General features: G+C 59.8%; 16 protein-coding genes and 4 pseudogenes. 7 read left to right on the forward strand and 13 right to left on the reverse strand.

Annotation, left to right across the window (positions count from 1 at the left end):
• Window positions 1-311: 311 nt before the first annotated feature.
• From B3M58_RS02275 to B3M58_RS02285, 3 genes are all read right to left on the reverse strand, one after another.
• Window positions 312-1,205, reverse strand: a complete 894-nt coding sequence (locus B3M58_RS02275; RefSeq protein WP_296216936.1) for an integrase core domain-containing protein — start codon at window positions 1,203-1,205, stop codon at window positions 312-314.
• A gap of 126 nt (window positions 1,206-1,331) precedes the next feature.
• Entirely contained in the window at window positions 1,332-1,592 is a 261-nt protein-coding gene (locus tag B3M58_RS02280) for a BrnA antitoxin family protein (protein ID WP_296216937.1), read from the reverse strand.
• Window positions 1,573-1,848, reverse strand: a complete 276-nt coding sequence (locus B3M58_RS02285; protein WP_296216938.1) for a BrnT family toxin — start codon at window positions 1,846-1,848, stop codon at window positions 1,573-1,575. The genes B3M58_RS02280 and B3M58_RS02285 overlap by 20 nt, the downstream gene beginning before the upstream one ends.
• 210 nt (window positions 1,849-2,058) lie before the next feature.
• Here B3M58_RS02285 and B3M58_RS02290 point away from each other — a divergent pair, with 210 nt between their 5' ends.
• The 3 genes from B3M58_RS02290 (at window position 2,059) to B3M58_RS02300 (ending at window position 5,431) form a co-directional block, all read left to right on the forward strand.
• The gene (locus B3M58_RS02290; RefSeq protein WP_339627551.1) at window positions 2,059-4,374 is read left to right on the forward strand and encodes a DUF637 domain-containing protein; all 2,316 of its coding nucleotides are present in this window, start codon (window positions 2,059-2,061) and stop codon (window positions 4,372-4,374) included.
• A gap of 11 nt (window positions 4,375-4,385) precedes the next feature.
• Entirely contained in the window at window positions 4,386-4,835 is a 450-nt protein-coding gene (locus B3M58_RS02295; RefSeq protein ID WP_296216939.1) for a DUF2247 family protein, read from the forward strand.
• 362 nt (window positions 4,836-5,197) lie between these two features.
• Complete coding sequence (locus B3M58_RS02300) at window positions 5,198-5,431, forward strand: hypothetical protein (protein ID WP_296216940.1); 234 nt, start codon at window positions 5,198-5,200, stop codon at window positions 5,429-5,431.
• Between the two features lie 432 nt (window positions 5,432-5,863).
• Here the strand turns inward: B3M58_RS02300 and B3M58_RS02305 are convergent, their stop codons facing one another.
• The 4 genes and pseudogenes from B3M58_RS02305 to B3M58_RS02320 form a co-directional block, all read right to left on the reverse strand.
• The gene (locus B3M58_RS02305) at window positions 5,864-6,097 is read right to left on the reverse strand and encodes a hypothetical protein (RefSeq protein ID WP_296216941.1); all 234 of its coding nucleotides are present in this window, start codon (window positions 6,095-6,097) and stop codon (window positions 5,864-5,866) included.
• A 67-nt stretch (window positions 6,098-6,164) separates the two neighbouring features.
• Window positions 6,165-6,419, reverse strand: coding sequence for a hypothetical protein (locus tag B3M58_RS02310; protein ID WP_296216942.1), 255 nt, complete (start codon window positions 6,417-6,419; stop codon window positions 6,165-6,167).
• Between the two features lie 87 nt (window positions 6,420-6,506).
• Window positions 6,507-6,728: pseudogene (locus B3M58_RS02315) on the reverse strand (type II toxin-antitoxin system RelE/ParE family toxin).
• Window positions 6,729-6,744: 16 nt separating this feature from the next.
• Window positions 6,745-6,945, reverse strand: coding sequence for a stability determinant (locus tag B3M58_RS02320; RefSeq protein ID WP_296216943.1), 201 nt, complete (start codon window positions 6,943-6,945; stop codon window positions 6,745-6,747).
• Window positions 6,946-7,056: 111 nt separating this feature from the next.
• On the opposite strand from B3M58_RS02320, the pseudogene B3M58_RS02325 reads away from it, so the two are divergent.
• Window positions 7,057-7,331, forward strand: a pseudogene (locus tag B3M58_RS02325) (DDE-type integrase/transposase/recombinase); the annotation flags it as partial.
• Between the two features lie 100 nt (window positions 7,332-7,431).
• On the opposite strand, the gene B3M58_RS02330 reads toward B3M58_RS02325, so the two are convergent.
• The 3 genes from B3M58_RS02330 to B3M58_RS02340 are packed head-to-tail and all read right to left on the reverse strand — an operon-like array spanning window position 7,432 to window position 9,154.
• On the reverse strand, window positions 7,432-8,103 hold the full coding sequence (locus B3M58_RS02330; RefSeq protein ID WP_296216944.1) for a DUF799 domain-containing protein: 672 nt from the start codon (window positions 8,101-8,103) through the stop codon (window positions 7,432-7,434).
• A 9-nt stretch (window positions 8,104-8,112) separates the two neighbouring features.
• Window positions 8,113-8,472 carry a DUF4810 domain-containing protein gene (locus B3M58_RS02335; RefSeq protein WP_296216945.1) on the reverse strand — a complete coding sequence of 120 codons (360 nt, stop codon included), beginning with the start codon at window positions 8,470-8,472 and terminating at the stop codon, window positions 8,113-8,115.
• A 19-nt stretch (window positions 8,473-8,491) separates the two neighbouring features.
• Window positions 8,492-9,154 carry a CsgG/HfaB family protein gene (locus tag B3M58_RS02340; RefSeq protein ID WP_296216946.1) on the reverse strand — a complete coding sequence of 221 codons (663 nt, stop codon included), beginning with the start codon at window positions 9,152-9,154 and terminating at the stop codon, window positions 8,492-8,494.
• Between the two features lie 800 nt (window positions 9,155-9,954).
• Here B3M58_RS02340 and B3M58_RS22520 point away from each other — a divergent pair.
• Window positions 9,955-10,974 (forward strand): annotated as a pseudogene (locus B3M58_RS22520) (HAMP domain-containing protein); the annotation flags it as partial.
• Window positions 10,975-11,112: 138 nt separating this feature from the next.
• Complete coding sequence (locus B3M58_RS22525; RefSeq protein ID WP_414704041.1) at window positions 11,113-11,841, forward strand: methyl-accepting chemotaxis protein; 729 nt, start codon at window positions 11,113-11,115, stop codon at window positions 11,839-11,841.
• 68 nt (window positions 11,842-11,909) lie between these two features.
• Here the strand turns inward: B3M58_RS22525 and B3M58_RS22530 are convergent, their stop codons facing one another.
• The 3 genes and pseudogenes from B3M58_RS22530 to B3M58_RS02355 all read right to left on the reverse strand — a co-directional run bounded on the left by B3M58_RS22530 (window position 11,910) and on the right by B3M58_RS02355 (window position 15,101).
• On the reverse strand, window positions 11,910-12,794 hold the full coding sequence (locus B3M58_RS22530; protein ID WP_414704042.1) for a methyl-accepting chemotaxis protein: 885 nt from the start codon (window positions 12,792-12,794) through the stop codon (window positions 11,910-11,912).
• Window positions 12,768-13,874: pseudogene (locus B3M58_RS22535) on the reverse strand (methyl-accepting chemotaxis protein); the annotation flags it as partial. The pseudogene B3M58_RS22535 and the gene B3M58_RS22530, both read right to left, overlap by 27 nt.
• A 105-nt stretch (window positions 13,875-13,979) precedes the next feature.
• On the reverse strand, window positions 13,980-15,101 hold the full coding sequence (locus tag B3M58_RS02355; protein ID WP_296216949.1) for a GGDEF domain-containing protein: 1,122 nt from the start codon (window positions 15,099-15,101) through the stop codon (window positions 13,980-13,982).
• A gap of 349 nt (window positions 15,102-15,450) precedes the next feature.
• On the opposite strand from B3M58_RS02355, the gene B3M58_RS02360 reads away from it, so the two are divergent.
• Window positions 15,451-16,389, forward strand: a complete 939-nt coding sequence (locus tag B3M58_RS02360; RefSeq protein WP_296216950.1) for an SdiA-regulated domain-containing protein — start codon at window positions 15,451-15,453, stop codon at window positions 16,387-16,389.
• The last annotated feature ends 43 nt before the right edge of the window (window positions 16,390-16,432 follow it).

Raw genomic sequence — 16,432 nt, forward strand, 5'->3', positions numbered from 1 at the left:
TCTTTTATAAGGTCTAGTTGTTGTGACAAACATTCCCGCCAGCCTCAACTATCCCCTGAGGCGCAAACCCGACCCTATACCCACTGTCCCGTCCAACTGTCCAATCGACTTCCCTCGCCTTGCCAACGGGGGATTTTTCTATTTCAAGCTGTCCGGTTTCGAGTTTCGGCCCGCCGTCGGTCGGTTTTCGACCTGGACCGGATGGCGGTTTCCCCTGAGATTTCCCCTTTTTCCGCCAACGAGGCGAGTTTTGTCGTCCCGCCCGTGGACAGGTGCCGCGCCATCGCTAACCGCAGAATCGGCCGGTTGCGCTAAAACCGTAAATGGTAACCCTGCAATAAGCCGTCCCAAGCCTCGAACCATTCCTCCCGTCTCGGCGGTCGCCGATAAGGGTCGATCCCCTGCCACGCCTCCAGCGGCGTCCGGCCACCCAGGTTCTGGTGCGGACGCACGGCGTTGTACCAGAAGGCGAACTGGCTCAGCGCGCTGTACAGCTGGGCGCGGTCGAGCAGCCGCCAGCGATCCAGCTTGCCTTTCAAGGTGCCGAACAGACGCTCGATCCGGCTGTTCTGCCAGGGGCAGCCAGGATCGCTGAGCTGCTGGCGAATCCCGGCCAGGCGCAGCACTGTGCTGAACAGCCTACCGGTAAACACCCGCTCGTTATCGCTGCGCAACGCCTGGGGTTTGCCGAAGCGGCCAATGGCCAGAAACAGGTAGCCGAGCAGCGTCCAGGCGGACTTGTTGGGCACGGCGGTGAGGGTCAGCAGCTGGCGGCTGCCGTGATCGATCAGGCCGAGGATGGGATGTTGCTGGCCGTGGACATCCTGTTTACCGGTCAAATCCAGCCCCCACACCTTGTTCGATTCGCCAAGCCCCGGTCGGTACTGGCGAATCTTGCGGCGCAGACATTCGATTTCGTAGCGCCGCCCTCGCAAGGTATAGGCTACATAGGACTTGCTGACGGTCAGCTGTTTCTTCGCCGCGAAGCGCCGGTTGAAGGTGTCGGCGACTCGCCGACAGCCCGCTTGCGGCATCAGCGCCTTGAGTCGAACCAACTCATCGACCATCCAGGTGGGTTTGCGCGGTTGGCGCATCGGTTGGTCGGGGTGCGTTCGCTTCCAGCCATGCCGACTGGGGCGCGGACGCCGGCTGGGGAACAGCCAGCGCAGCAGCATCCGGCACAGCTGCAGAATCCATTGCGGCATGGTTTTGCTCGGTGTTTATCGGGGCGGGCATTCTTGCCTCCCGCTCGCGGTAAAGACGGGCTGCCCTCGGCCCCCGTTCTGCGGAGCCGAGGTGCGTTCATGCATGACGTTTGCGCGAGTCTCGGATCATGGGTGTCGTTGCGACTCCATATACAGGCGCAACAGTTTGTTGATGCGGGTCTGATAGCCCTGGCCTTGCCCTTTGAACCACTCCAGCACATCGGCGTCGAGGCGCAGTGTCACCGGTTGCTTAACGACCTGACGTAACTCGGCACGGGCAAAGAACTCGTCGCCCAGCTCCGGAATGTCGCTGGTGTCGATCTCGTCGTCGGTCAGACTTTCCAGCCGTTTCCAGTCAGTTTTCGTTTTAGCCGATACGTTGCTCATAGTGTTGTACCTCGCGTCGGGTCGCTTTTCGGGCGCTGATGATGCGGATCACATCGCCCCTTCGTTCCGTATAAACCACCACGCCCAGCAGTGCTGTTATCCAGCCCAGGGCGATCCAGCGCTCTTCGCCGTAACCTTCGCGCTCATCCGGCAAGGCCAGTAGAGGGTGGTTGAAAATGTCCACGGCATCGTTGAAGTCGATGCCATGCTTCTGGATGTTGATACGGTTTTTAGCCTCATCCCACTCAAAGCGCATGCTGCATCCCGTATTTACATATGTACGTACATTGTGCGCCAGTGGCTACAGCCTCATCCACCTTTTCCCTCACCCGCGAGGGATTTTTGTCTGCGCCAGAGTGTGATGCTTCTCTCGTTGTGTCGCGAGGGTTGGCATTGGGCTCTGTGGTTTAATCCGTGTCTGCGCCGCTGCGTTTCTCCTTTCCCCTTGGTTTTTGATTGCGCTCACATGGACGTTCGCAGCCCGTTTTTCCAGAACATCGCCACGGTGCTGATCGGTATTTTGTTCCTCAACCCGATCGTCACCGCCACCGCTGAGCTAGCGGCGAGTTCGGCCGGCCGCAGCATCGCCCTCAGTGCAGCGGGTGACGTGGTGCTGGCCTCGGCGGCCAACGAGGATCACTTCTACGCCAAGAGCAAGAAGGTCACCCGCCAGCAAGATCGTATCGACCAGCAGGCCAGCGAAATTCGGGCCGGTGGCGATGTATTGATCGGCGCCGACCACAACCTGGCGCTGATCGCCAGCCAGGTCGAGGCGGGCGGCGAAGCCTACCTGGTGGCGGGCGAGCAACTGGCCCTGCTCAGCGCCGAGGATTACGACTACAGCCTTTACGAGAAGAAGAGCAAGGGCAGTTGGGGCCGCAAGAGCTTCAAGCGTGACGAAACCACCCAAGTCACTAACGTCGGCAGCCAAATCACCACGGGCGGCGACCTGACCCTGCTCAGCGGCGGCGACCAAACCTACCAGGCGGCCAAGCTGGACAGCGGCGCCGATCTGACCTTGGAGAGCGGCGGCGCGATCGCCTTCGAAGCGGTCAAGGACCTCGAACAGGAGAGTCACGAGAAGAGTAAGAACAGCTGGGCCTGGAACTCGATGAGTGGCAAGGGCCACACCGACGAGACCGTCGTCCAGAGCCAGCTGATCGCCCAGGGCGAGCTCGCCATCAAGGCCGCCGAAGGCCTGCAGATCGATATCAAGCAGATCGACCAGAAGTCAGTCAGTCAGACCATCGATGCGATGGTCCAGGCCGACCCGCAGTTGGCTTGGTTGAAACAGGCCGAGCAGCGCGGCGATGTCGATTGGCGGCGGGTGCAGGAGGTGCATGAGTCGTTCAAGTACAGCCATTCCAGCCTTGGGCCGGCGGCGCAGCTGATCATTGCCATTGCCTTATCGATGGTCATGGGGCCGGTGATGATGGGCATGAACTCAGTGGGCCAAGCAGTGACTGTTAGTGTGGCCACCAACGCGACCGTCAGTACCATCAACAATCGCGGCGATTTGGGGGCGGTAGTCAAGGACGTCACCTCCTCGGATGCCATCAAGGGCTACGTGGTGGCCGCCGCAACGGCGGGGGTTGGTGACTCGCTCGGCTACAAACCGACAGAGCTCGGTTTTAACGCTGAGAGCATAAAAACTGTCGCGGTTAAAACAGTGGCTGACTCGCTGATAGAAACCGCCGTGTACGGCGGCAGTTTCAAAGACAACCTGGCCGATGCAGCGGTGGGTAATGCCGTGAGTATCGGCGGGGCGCTCGGAGCCAACGAGATCGGCAATCAGTTCACAAATAGCAGCCTGCCGAAGATTGCCATGCACGCCGCGCTGGGTGGCCTGCTGGCCGAGGCGATGGGCGGCGACTTCCGCACCGGCGCCTTGGCCGTCGGGGCCAACGAAGCCCTGGTGGAGTTGCTCGGCGACAAGCTATTGCCGGCAGGTAAGGACCAGAACAGCCCGGAATATAAGCAGGGCGCAAAGAACCTACTGGCGGCCTCGCAAATCATTGGTGTGCTGGCGGCGGTGGTGGCTGAGGGCGATGCCGAAGCAGGCGCGGCGGTTGCGGCGAATGCGACGGCGAATAACTACTTGTTGCATCGCGAAGAGACCGCGGCAGCGGTAGATCAGGTAATGGAGCGGTGTCAGCTAAGTCCGGCTTGTACGGAGCAATTCTCGAAGCTGGATTCGCAAGAGGTGATGAACGCTTTCGAGGTGATAGCGGCTAAGGACGGGAAGGCGCTGGCGGAGATAAACCCAGATGCACGGCTGTTTGCTGCGCAGATGTTGGATGAGGATGTATCGCTGGCAGGGCGAATTTTTATTCCGGAAACGGGCACGGAGAAGGCGCTAGACGCGGCCAAGACTACAGCAGAGTGGGCGGGTACTCTGGCGGGACTTGGTGGAGCCGCTGTCGCCGTAAAGAGTGGAATAAAGGCGTTCGCTGGGGTGTTTGCGCGAAGTAGTGTAAAAGAAATAGATAATTCGGTTATAGGGAAGCCGAGAGTCGGGAGCGCAAATAAACTCCCTGATGGTCAGCATGGATTCAATAACATCATTGATAACTATGCAGGTGATGCCGCTAAATTTGAAATACCAACCAAGGGTGCTGGCGGCAAGGTCGTTAGGGTATCCGAATTAAGACAAATAGAGGGCAGCAATAACGGAGTTGATGGGGTTTTTGAGTGGATTATTGATCAAGGAGATGTAACTCATCGGCGTTTTATCCCTGATGGTAAAGTCACTGGATTGCCTAACCAAATTCCGAAGAAGTAGGGGGGAAGATAATGTCTCCGTTTAAGATATTGATTGATTTAGGTTTGATGTGCTGGTCGGTCATTTTTCTGGGCTTTAGAAAGGGCTGGGTAAAACGCAAGGATGTCTTTGAATATGCTGTCAGTCTCCTTGTGAGCGGTAACGAAAGTGAGGATGTTGCTGTTATTGCGGGAGGGGAATATCTAAGTGATGATGAACTTCTTAGTCTTGTATCAAAACAGATAGAAAAGTCAGATTATGTCGCTGATCTGGATAAGTGGCGTTTAGCTTTTCTCCTTTGTATTGATGGGTCCGATGACTGCGAGCAAGATAAAATAAATAGACTTCAGGAAGTTTACGCGGACTTCGGCTATCCAGAAGATATGGTTTCATGTAGCGTATATTCTCAAGATGATGTTTGTCCGCTTGTGGCTATGAAGCAAGTTGTGAAGGAGTTGCAGGGAAAGTTTTTGCTTCGGTAGTTAAATGGTGCAAAATAGACAGTAACTGTTGCAAGTGAGGCGACAAGTCTTAATGCCCAAGCCGCTCTGAGGGTTAAGCTCTCTGGTTTGCAAAAAGCTCAGCAAACCGCGGCTGTTACAAAAGCTTTACCAGATGGACGTGTGCGTTATTACACGCAGGAAGTACCAGCTCGAACTGAGGGGGGTACGCGCAGCGCATCATTTGTGACAGAGCATAACCCTCAAACCGGCCAAACCAGGCAGTGGATGGAAAGTTATGGCCAGTCTGGGAGTGTGATTCGTGTTCACCCGAAAAATATTAATGGGCAGCCAGTGAGCGCTCAGCATTACCCTCCAACTGGGGCAGAATTGGAGAGCTGGAAATGACGTATTCGGCGAAAGATATGGCTGCGGAACTCGAGAGAGAAACTGTTGGCGGCTATGATATTTCTAAAATATCAAGAGCTGCCTTCAGGATTTATCAAGATCATGGTCTTGAGATATCTGAAAATATGGATCGTAAACTGCTGGCTCTGATGGCAATGGACGAGGGGGCTGAGTTTGAAATGACTGAGGCTGAATTTGTAGAAATTATTGCTGAAATTAAAGCTATGTAGCACGTAGGATGGGTTGAGCTTGCAATACCCATCAATATGAGAAAGCACAAGCACAAGAACGTGGATTTAATTAGCCCCCTCCTCTCTTTAAAAATATAGACCTTGAATGTCGGCAACTTCACTGTCCCGTCCAACTGTCCAATAAGCCTTCCCCGCTTTCTCGGCGGGGAATTTTCCTCTTCCAAACCTGCCAGATTTCGAGTTTCAGCCCACCGTCGGCCGGTTTCCGAGCTGGACCGGATGGCGGTTTCCCCTGAAATTTCCCCTTTTTCCGCCAACGAGGCGAGTTTTGTCGTTCCGCCCGTGGACAGGTGCCTCGCCATCGCTAACCCCAGAATCGGCCGGTTGCGCTAAAACCGTAAATGGTAACCCTGCAATAAGCCGTCCCAGGCCTCGAACCATTCCTCCCGCTTCGGCGCTTGCCGGTAAGGGTCAATTCCCTGCCAGGCTTCCAGCGGCGTCCGGCCACCCAGGTTCTGGTGCGGGCGCACGGCGTTGAATGGCCTGCGGCTTACCGTAACGGCCGATGGCCAGAAACAGGTAGCCGAGCAGCGTCCAGGCGGACTTGTTGGGCACGGCGGTGAGCGCCAGTAGCCGGCGGCTGCCGTGGTCGATGATGCCGAGGATGGCGTGCTGCTGGCCGTGGACATCCTGTTTACCGGTCAAGTCCAGCGCCCAAGTGTGGTTGGCCGGACCCGCCGTAGCTTTACGTCGTCTGATGCACCGCCGTGCTTCACTGCCGCTGGCGCAAGGTGTAAACCACATAGGATTTGCTCACGCTGACCTGGCGTTTTGCGGCGAAGCGCCGGTTGAAGCAGTCAGCGACCAGGCGGCAACCGGCCTGCGGCATCAGCGCCTTGAGGCGGATCAGTTCGTCGACCACCCGGAGTGGTTTTCGGGCCTGGCGAACCGGCGAGGCAGGACGGGTGCGCTGCCATCCCTGTGTGCTGGAGCGCGGATAGGGGGATGGCAATAGCCAGCGCAGCAACCACCAATACAACAGTATCCACCACGACATGCACGTTTAGGGTTACCCGCCGCGGATAGCCTGCGCCTTATGCGCGGATCGCTGTAGCTAAGGGTATTCCTGGCGGGCGTGTAGGACGCGCAGCACGTCGATGCTGATAAATCACCAGATAGTTGGGATGCACGACACATTCGCGGGAGCCTGGCACGCGACCCGGCCGGAACAAGTAGGGGCAGATGTAAGACCCTCGACAGTCCTCAATATGGCGGCATGTAGCGCCTCGGCCGCGAGAGGGTTGCGCTGCTCGATGTAGTCGATGATTTCCACCAAGTCGGTGGTGGCCTCGTCAGTCCAGCGAACGGTTTGCGCGAACCTTCCTGCGTTCTTCCAAGGCGGCCTGTACCTTCGCCATTGCTTCGTCGTGGGGGAGGCGGGGTTTGTTGCTGTTCATGGCTTCCAGCACTTTGGCACGGAACCAGCGGTCATAGCTGGCTGCTTGTTCTTCGGTCTCGAACTCAGAAACGATGGGGGGAAGCTGAGCGCTCATGGCTGGCCTCCGGTTGGGATGTGGGTGGGTTTAACTCTTCCTAACGGTAGCGGCGAAGAGTCTGGTCTGAAAGGACAGGCCAGAAAGAGACCCTAAAAAACTGCCTCCCCGGCGCTCCCCAACCGACCGGACTCGCAACTTACGACGCGTGCTCTGCGCGTGGCCTTTGAGTCCCGTGGTTGCCCGCAGCAGCTGATGTTTCACTCTGACCAAGGCAGCCATTACACCAGCATCGAGTTCCGCCAAATGCTGTGGCGCTACCGGATCAAGCAGGGCATGAGCCGTCGTGGCAACTGCTGGGATAACGCACCGATGGAGCGCTGTTCAGAAGCCTGAAAACGGAGTGGATGTCGGAACATGGCTATGCCAACCAAGGTCAGGCTGAGGCGGACGTGTTGCGTGTCCCCTGGTTCTTCTTTTGCGCTTATCTAGAGACGGCCGCGCTCTGGCAAGCGCGCCGTTTTTTCGGTGGAGGGTTCTGCGTTATCAGCGGGTCGCCAGGTTCGCTTGTCGCTGCTCCGACAAGCGCGGACCGCCGAGGATGCCGTTAGGCTGCCCGGCGGTGAGCAGGCGCCGGCTGGTGATGCCTGCAACATCGTGTCCCCGGTCGTTGAGGGTGTTGATGATTTGGTTGACTGCGGCGGTGACCAGCATGCCAATAAGCCCGCCGCCGTGGTTCTGGTTTTCCGCTGTACTAGCTACCGCACTACCCTGCCAAAGGAGTTGACCGCTACGCAGGTCGACCAGTTTGGCTGTGGCCTCTACCGCGACTTCGCTGTTGATCACGGTGTAGCTGCTGCCGTATCGGGTGACATCAATGTAGAGGGCGGCATCCGCACCGAAGATTTCGCGCAGTTTAGCCGGAGGGGCCATGTGCATCTCGTCTGCATTGGTCAAGCCATTCTGCTTGAACGTCTCGTCAACCAGAGCCACAGGCAGCACATAGTAGCCCGCTTCGGCTAGGGGGTAAGTCACCTGCGAGAGCATGCTGTAGGTTGCCTTGATATCCGGTGATTTGTTTACCGGCGGTAGCACCAGGATGGAGTTCGGTTTGTTTTGCTCAAATGCGGTGTAGTCGTAGGGCGTTGGGGTTGCACAGCCTGAAAGTAGGCCAATAAGCAGGAGTGGTAGCAGGGTCTTGATGGATATGTGGTGCATTGCAGTCTCCTATTTTTCAGCGTTGCGGATCAGGAAGTCCATGTATGGCGCGGACTCAGGGAATAGGGCCTTTTCGGTTTCGAATTGCTGGCGAACCTGATCTGCTTTGCCGATCTCGGCATACAGCATGCCGAGGTGGGCATGAAAGCCCGGAGCGGGAGTTTCGTCCCTGGCTCTTGCCTCTTGCAGGCTGGCCTCGAGCGCCGCGATCTGCTGTTCGGGACCGCTCTCTTTTTTGAAGTGTTCGTAGACCTGCTCTTGGTAGCCCGACCAGTGGTAAAGCGGTTTGGGTTGGCTAACGCAGCCACCGAGCAGCGCCGCCATGGCCAGGGTGAGTGGCGCGGAATATCGTTGAAAAATGTGGATCATTTGGGTTCTTCCTTGAACGTTATTGCGCAGGGCGCCAGGCGCCGGTGTCTATGCCGTTGACCAAGTCGTTGACCGCTTCGCGTACGGCTAGATCCAGGACTTTGCCATTGAGGGTCGAGTCATAACTGGCGGTGCCGCCGAAGCCGATGATTTCTCGATTGGACAGGCTGTACTCACCTGCGCCCTGTGCCGAGAACACCACTTCAGAGGTGCGTACGTTGACGATATTGAGGTTGACCTTGGCGTAGGCAATTTGCGATTTGCCGCGGCCTAGAATGCCAAACAGCTGATGATCGCCAACTTCTTTGCGCCCGAACTCGGTGACATCGCCGGTAACGACGAAATCGGCACCGCGAAGCTGCTGGCTCTTTTGCGCGAGGGTGCTTTCTTGCTTGATCTCCGCGAGATTGTCGCGGTCGAGTACGTTAAAGCGATTTGACTGCTGTAAATGGGTAATCAGGATGGTCTTGGCCTGTCCGCCAAGGCGATCCACACCATCGGAAAACAAGCCACGCATATAGCTGGAGCGGTTATCGAACTTGCCAACCGCTATCGGGTTGCGAGCGCCCTGATAGGCGTGATGGGCAGTCGCCACTTTGGCGACTTCAAGTGTGCGTGATTGCTCGGTGGCACAGCCGGCTAACAGGCCGACCAGGCCTACGGCGAGTACTGTCTGTTTCATGAGGGTGCTCTTGTTGAGTGGGGAAGGCGAGGTTAGGCGCGGCACAGGTGGTACCTGTTGCCGGGCTATGGGTAGGCCCGCTTTTTAGCCAGGTCAGTGGGCATGCGTTGGCAGGGTGGTCTTCTGCCGGCAAGGATGTGCCGCGTCGTGCCAGGTCTGTCGAGAGGCATACAGCCTGAAGGGCTGCGCACGTTGTGTGGGGGTGTTGGTTCATCCATGACCATCGGTTCCTGAATTAAATGCCTGAACCGGCGTCGAGGCGGTCAGGTTTGCGGGTGTGCTCGGGTGTGGCGACGATGGCCGCGACATAGCAGTGATATCACGAAGCCAGCAGTGGGAGTCTACGAAGAAGCTGCCGAGCATGCTAGCCATGCGTGCGCAAACAGTGGCGTGCGTCTAATTCGGAGCGGTTTAACGTTGTATTTCTCTCTCTGAACTGATCGCTGCGCCTCACCTCGGGGCTGCGGCCAGCCGGTCGCCGAAACCGCTGCCGAGGCGATGTTCAACCAGGCTTTCGGCCGCAACGGCCAGTGCTAGCTCAGTGTGTTGGACGAGAGCGGGCAGACCGCTCGTCTGGAATTTTCGCTCAGCGATTAGGTCAGCCGGCGCCGCGCCTGAGCGGCGCTAGGCGTTGCTTAAACTCCCGCGGCAAGTGGTCGATAACAGGCTATGGCTGTCACAGCTCGGTAATTTGTGCACAATGTTGTATCCAATACTTCTGGCACTGTCTCGACAATAACAATAGGAGAGCCGCCATGCGCCTCTGGCAACGCAGTATTCAGTGGCAACTGATCCTCAGCATGGGCGCGGCGCTGCTGGCCAGCATCCTGATCGTGGTCGGGGTTTACTCGGCGGTGGTCAATCGCCTGACCGAGCGTTACTTGGTCGAGGAGGCCTTGCCGGCGCGGGTGTTATCGATCCGCAACGACCTGGAGCGGGTGTTGGCTGCGCCGATCACCGCGAATGCCGGGATCGCCGAGAACAGCCTGGTGCAGGATTGGCTGGTCGCTGGTGAAGACCCGGCGCGGCGCGAGGCGTTCGCCCGTTATCTGGAGGGCGTGCGCGCTCAGCAGAATGCCCTGACCACGTCGATTGCCGTGCTGGACAGCGGCAACTACACCACCGGCGAGGGCCTGGTGCGCACGCTCAACCGTAACCAGCCGGAGAACCAGTGGTTCTACACGCTGGTCGACAGCAACCGCGACCGCGTGCTGGAAATTGACATCGACAAGGGCACACGCCTGCCGACGCTGTTCATCAACCAGCGGATCAAACGCGATGGCAAGACCCTCGGTGTGTCGGGTCTTGGCTTCAGCCTCAAGGCCATGTCGGAAATGATTCGCAATTTTCGGTTTGGCGAAAACGGTCAAGTTTTCCTGATCGACGCCCAGGGCGAGATCAAGGTGCATCCGCAGGCCGAGTTGAATGGCAGCGGGCGCTTGCGCGAGTTGTTCGGCGAGGCCTCCGCGAGTGCGTTGCTCGGCAGCGGCGGCAAGGCGGTGCGCTTCGAGCGCGATGGCGAAACCTACCTGGCGGTGGCGCAAAAACTCGACAGCCTGGACTGGTTGCTGGTCAGCGAGGTGCCCGAGGCGGAGATTTATGCCGAAGCACGGCAGGCGTTGTGGATGACCAGCCTGATCGGCATCGGCGTGGCCTTGGTGTTTCTCGGCCTGGTGGTGCTGTTGGCCCGTGGGCTGGTGCGGCCGATTCGCCAGGTCACGGCGGCTTTGGTGGAGATCGGTGGCGGTGGCGGCGACCTGACGCGCCGGCTGGACGAGTCGCGGGCCGATGAGCTGGGCGATCTGTCGCGCGGGTTCAACCGCTTTATCAACAGCCAGCGTGTCTTGATCAGCGCTGTGCTGGCTACCAGCGAGCGCTTGCGCAGCGCGGTCGGCCAGGTGGCCCAGGTGGTGGAGAACACCGCAGGACGCTCCAGCCAGCAACAGGAAATGACCGATATGGTCGCCACTGCGGTGCATGAGATGGGCCTTACCGTGCAGGAAATCGCGCGCAATGCGAGCAGCGCTGCGCAGGCCTCGCACAGTGCCCGCGACGAGGCGCAGCAGGCGCGCCAGGTCGTCGGTCAGTCGATTGGCCATATCGAGAAGATGTCCGCGGAGATCGGCGGGGCGGCCACGGCAGTCAGTGAGTTGGCGCAGCAGGTGGCTTCGATCGATCAGGTCTTGGCGGTGATCCGTGGGATTTCCGAGCAGACCAATCTGCTGGCACTCAACGCCGCCATCGAAGCGGCGCGGGCCGGGGAAATGGGCCGGGGGTTTGCCGTGGTGGCGGACGAGGTGCGTACCCTGGCCAGTCGCACGCAAAGTTCCACCGATGAAATCCAGCAGATGATCCAGCGCTTGAAGCATGGCGCGGAAACCGCGGTCAGCTCGATGCATGCCGGGCAGGCGGCGACCGGCACCGGCGTCGAGGCCAGCCAGCGCACCGGGCAGTCGCTGGGTGCGATTACCGAGCAGGTGGAGAAGATCAGCGACATGAACACCCAGGTGGCGGCGGCGACCGAGGAGCAGTCGTCGGTGACCGAGGAAATCAATCGCAACGTCCAGGGCATCGCCGACTTGGCGCATGCCACCGCTGGTGAAGTGCGCAATTGTCGCGAGGATTGCCAGACCTTGCGTGGCCTGGCCAATGACCTGGCCACGCAGATGGGCAGCTTCCGGTTGTAGCGCGTGCCTGGAGTGCCGCCCGACCCAGCCTACGGTACGGGCGATATCATGCGCTTACCTCAGCGGCATCACGCCAGTTTGAAGCGGTTGACCAGGGTTTGCAGCTCGCCGCCCAGGCGTGCCAGGTCGGTACTGGCGGCCGAGGTCTCTTCGGTGGCCGCCGCCGATTGATCGGCCACGTCGCGAATATTCAGCACGCTGCGATTGATCTCCTCGGCCACCGAGCTTTGTTGCTCGGCCGCGGTGGCGATCTGCTGGTTCATCTGCTGGATGCTCGACACGGCCGTGTTGATCGCCTCCAGCGCCTGTCCGGCTTGTTGGGCTGCCGCCACGGTATCGCTGGCCTGGGCGCAGCTCTTGCCCATCATCGCCACGGCGCCCTCGGCACCCCCTTGCAGCGTGGCGACCAGCCCCTCGATTTCGCGGGTGGATTCCTGGGTGCGCTTGGCCAGCGCGCGGACTTCGTCGGCGACTACGGCAAACCCGCGCCCGGCCTCGCCGGCCCGCGCCGCCTCGATGGCGGCGTTGAGTGCCAGCAGGTTGGTCTGCTCGGCGATGCTTTTGATCACGTCGAGCACGCTGCCGATGTTGGTGCTGTCGTGTTTGAGCCGTTCGATGGATTCGGCGGAAAGTTCGATCGACTGGGCCAGGCCCTCGATGCGTTCGATGGCCTGTTGCACAGTCTGACTGCCCTGTTGCGCCTGTCGGTCGGCGTCCTGCGCCGAGCCGGCGGCGGACTCGGCGTTGCGCGCGACATCCTGCACGGTGGCGGTCATTTCATTCATCGCGGTGGCCACCTGCTCGGTCTCCATCTTCTGCTGCGCCACGCCGGCGCTGGTTTGTTCGGTGACCGCGGACATTTCCTCGGCGGCGGTGGCCAGTTGCTCGATGCCGCTGCTCAAGCGTGAGAGCAGGTCGCGCAGGCTTTCGGTCATGCCTTGCATGGCGTGCATCAGCATGCCCAGCTCGTCCTTGCGCTCGCTGTGGATATTCTCCGAGAGATCGCCTTGGGCGACTTTGCGCGCCAGGCCGACGACCCGTTGCAGCGGGCCGACGATCATCTGGGTGATCAGCACCGCGGCGCACAAGCCGATGATGAACGCCACCAGCGTCGAGGCCAGGAGGATCGTTTCGATCTGCGCCTGCTCGTGTTCGAGCACTTGTACCTGGCGTTTATAGGCCTCTTCGGACGCTTCCATCACCAAGCGCGCGCGCTCGGTCATATCGCGTTCGGTGCTGCTGCTGGCCGTCAGGGTGGTGCGGTAGGCCTCGAAATCCTGGCGGTACTGGTCGATCTGCGTTTGCGCCGCTTGCAGGTCGTCGCGGGTGGCCGCGTCGTTCAGGTTGCTATTAATGCGCTGGCCGATCTGCTGCATCGTGTCCAACTGTTTGAGCAACTGGTCGGCATAGTCCTGTTGGCCGCTGATGATAAAGTTCTTCTCGCTACGCCGCGCATGCAGCACTTCCCGAGCCAGGCTGCCGGCCTGGTTGGCCAGTTCAAGGCTGCGAATGCTGTTGTCGTCGCCCGTCAGGCGAATCTGCGCGACGGCCGCCGCGTTGAGCTTGCTCTGCAGTTCGTCGATCTGGGTGATGGCCTCGCGTGCGGCCAACTCCATGCCCTGTTGGGCGTGCTGGCTTTGCTGGGCCATTTGCTGCAAGGCCTGTAGGTCTTGCTGGTAGCCGCTGGCATCGCGGTTGATCTGCTCCATCAAGGCGATGTCGGCCGGATCGATCAGCAGGCTTTTCGCTTCATCGGCGATGCCGATGGTCTGTTGGATGGCCTCTTGCGCCTCTTGGATGTAGCTGTCTTCGTTGCGGATGATGAAGTTCTTTTCACCTTGGCGCGCCTGGTAGACCAGGGTGTTGATGCTGGCGACCTGGTTGAGTTTGGCAAAGCGTTCGAGCAGGGCGCCCAGGGCGCTGTAACTGATGGCGGCGATACCCAGGGTGATCAGCAGGACGATGCTGAAGCCGCTGAGCAGCTTTTTGCGCACGCTCAGGTTGAGCAGGAAGGTGGATAGGAATCTAGGCATAAGACAAGTCCCTTCGTATTAACTGGCGATGGAAGGGAAAGCCTAGCGGGTTGATGGCGCTTGGCCATCAATTTATTGACGTCAATCTTTACAAGATAAGGCGGCTCACGCCAGCACCAGGCGGTTGCGTCCGGCGCTTTTGGCCAGGTAGAGCGCATCGTCGACGCGCTTGAAAAAGGCTTCGGCGCTGTCGTCACGGTGCCGGTCGAAGCAGCCGACGCCAAGGCTGGCGGTCAGCGGCAGGTGGTGTTCCTTGACCTTGAAGCCATGCGTGGCCAGTTCCTCGCGGAAGCTTTCCGCCAGCAGGCGGGCTTGATCCAGTGGGGTGTTGGGCATCAGCACGCCGAATTCTTCACCGCCCAGGCGCAGCAGGGCATCGCTGTCGCGGCGGAAAACCTGGCGCATGCGCTCGGCGAAAGCGCTCAGGCAGGCGTCGCCGCAGGCATGGCCATGTTCGTCGTTGACCCGCTTGAAGAAGTCGATATCCAGCAGCACCAACGACAGCGGATCGCTCTGTCGCTGGGCGTTGGCGATCATCACCGGAAACAGGCTGTTGAATTGGTAGCGGTTGCCCAGCTGGGTCAGGCTGTCGGTGCGGCTCAGCACTTCAAGGCTTTCCTGTTGTTCGAGCAGTTTGAGTTCCAGGGCCAGGGTGTTGCGGTACTCGCGGTGGCTGCGGTTGAGCGCGAGGATCAGGTAGCTCAGGTAGAACGCCAGGGTGATCAGAGTGGCGCGCTGTTCCTCCCAGTGCAGCGCCAGGGCGGCCAGGCCGGGCAGGTAGAGCAGCAGCAGGGCGACGATGGCGCGGCCCTTGCGCATGGAAAAATTGAAGGCCAACGCGGTGCTGAAGGCGATGGTGCTGAGGGTGGCGATAATCCAGGAGCTGGCATATGCCGGGTTGTTCAGGGTGTGGGCGTGGGTCATGCCCCAGGCCAGGGCGGTCAGCAGAATCAAGATCCAGTGCCGATCGAGCCATACGCGCAAGGCTTGCGGCGTATCGTCGCTGGGCAGGCGATGGCGCAGGCGCAGCAGCAACAGCAGGGCGAAAAGGACGCAGCCGGCGAGGCCGAGGTGCAGTTGGGTGCTGGGCGCAACGCTGAACAGCCAGGTCAGCAGCCAGGCCAGCAGGTAGTAGATGCCGCCCAGGCGCGTGCGCATGCGTGTGTCTTGGGCTTCACGCCAGAGTTCGAAGGCTTGCGGCTGGCGGGGCGGGTCGATTCGGCTCATGGGCTGTGATCACAAAACGGATCGTTAAAGCATAGCGCGTTGCCTGGTCGATGGCTGCACTGGCGAAGCGGCCAGGCGCCGCTGGCGCGGTTGAGGGCGGTGATGGCCCGCAGGTGCGCGCGGCAGCGGCTGCTCTCGATCCAGGCAAAAGGCGACTCACTTAACGCGGTGAGCATGCTGTGCGTGCTCGCCACGGATTCCTTGGAACTAAGTCCATCGCGGTCGGTCTAAACCGCGCGCCGACTGGCGCGGGCTTTCTGGTTTTGTGCATTGCTGCGCCGAACACCCGGATTGCAACAATCCCTGGGCAGACTGCTCTTTTCCCGACAGCACGCGAGAATGACTATTCATGATGTCCGCTGCGAAAGGGGTGCTAGGACGGCTACCTGTGCTAAGCCCATGGAAATGGGCACTGTTGTTGAGCGTACTGCTCCTGGCGTATCAAGTGCGTGCGTTGCACCTGGATGACCGGCTGTACTTCTGGATCAAAACCTCCTGGCATGAAACCGAGTGGGAGAACCGCAGCCTGTGGCTGCCGGAATACCGCGTGCAGATCGATGCCAAGGCCGTGCCCGGGGTTAGCGATAACCTCTCCGGGCTGACCTACGACGAGCGCCGCGACCAGCTCTGGGCGGTGCTCAATAACCCCGAAGAGCTGCTGGCCATGAGCAAGGACGGCGAGGTGTTGGCGCGTTATCCGCTCAGCGGTTTCAGCGATGTGGAAGGCATTACCTACCTGGGCGATGACCTGTTGCTGCTAACCGAAGAACGCAACCAGGCGCTGGTGGTGGTCAAGGTGCCCGCACAGGCCGGTGCGCTGTTTCGTGAGGATTACCAGGCGTTGACCTTGGGCATCGACCTGGGCGGCAACCAGGGCTTCGAGGGGGCGGGCTATGACCGGGCCGGCGACCGTTTGTTCGTGGTCAAGGAGCACTCGCCGCGCAAGCTGTATGAAATTCGCGGGCTGAAATCGAGCCTGCAAGGCGCCTTCAACCTCGAAGTGATCGACCGCGACGAGTGGATTCAGAGCAAGGTCTTCGCCACGGATTTGTCCTCGGTGCATTACGACGAACAGACCGGTCACCTGGCTTTGCTCAGCGATGAATCCAAGCTGCTGATGGAGCTGGATGGCGACGGTAAACTGATCAGCTTTCGCTCCTTGTTGGGCGGTTTCGCCGGCCTGGAAGACAGCGTGCCGCAGGGCGAGGGCTTGACCTTCGACGATCGCGACAACCTCTACCTGGTCAGCGAACCGAACCTGTTTTACCGCTTCGAACGCGATGAATAACGCGGCCTCAGTCGCCTAGGGTCTGTTGCTGTTTCATCGCGAG

Source organism: Pseudomonas sp. UBA2684 (assembly GCA_002354655.1).
GTDB lineage: Bacteria > Pseudomonadota > Gammaproteobacteria > Pseudomonadales > Pseudomonadaceae > Aquipseudomonas.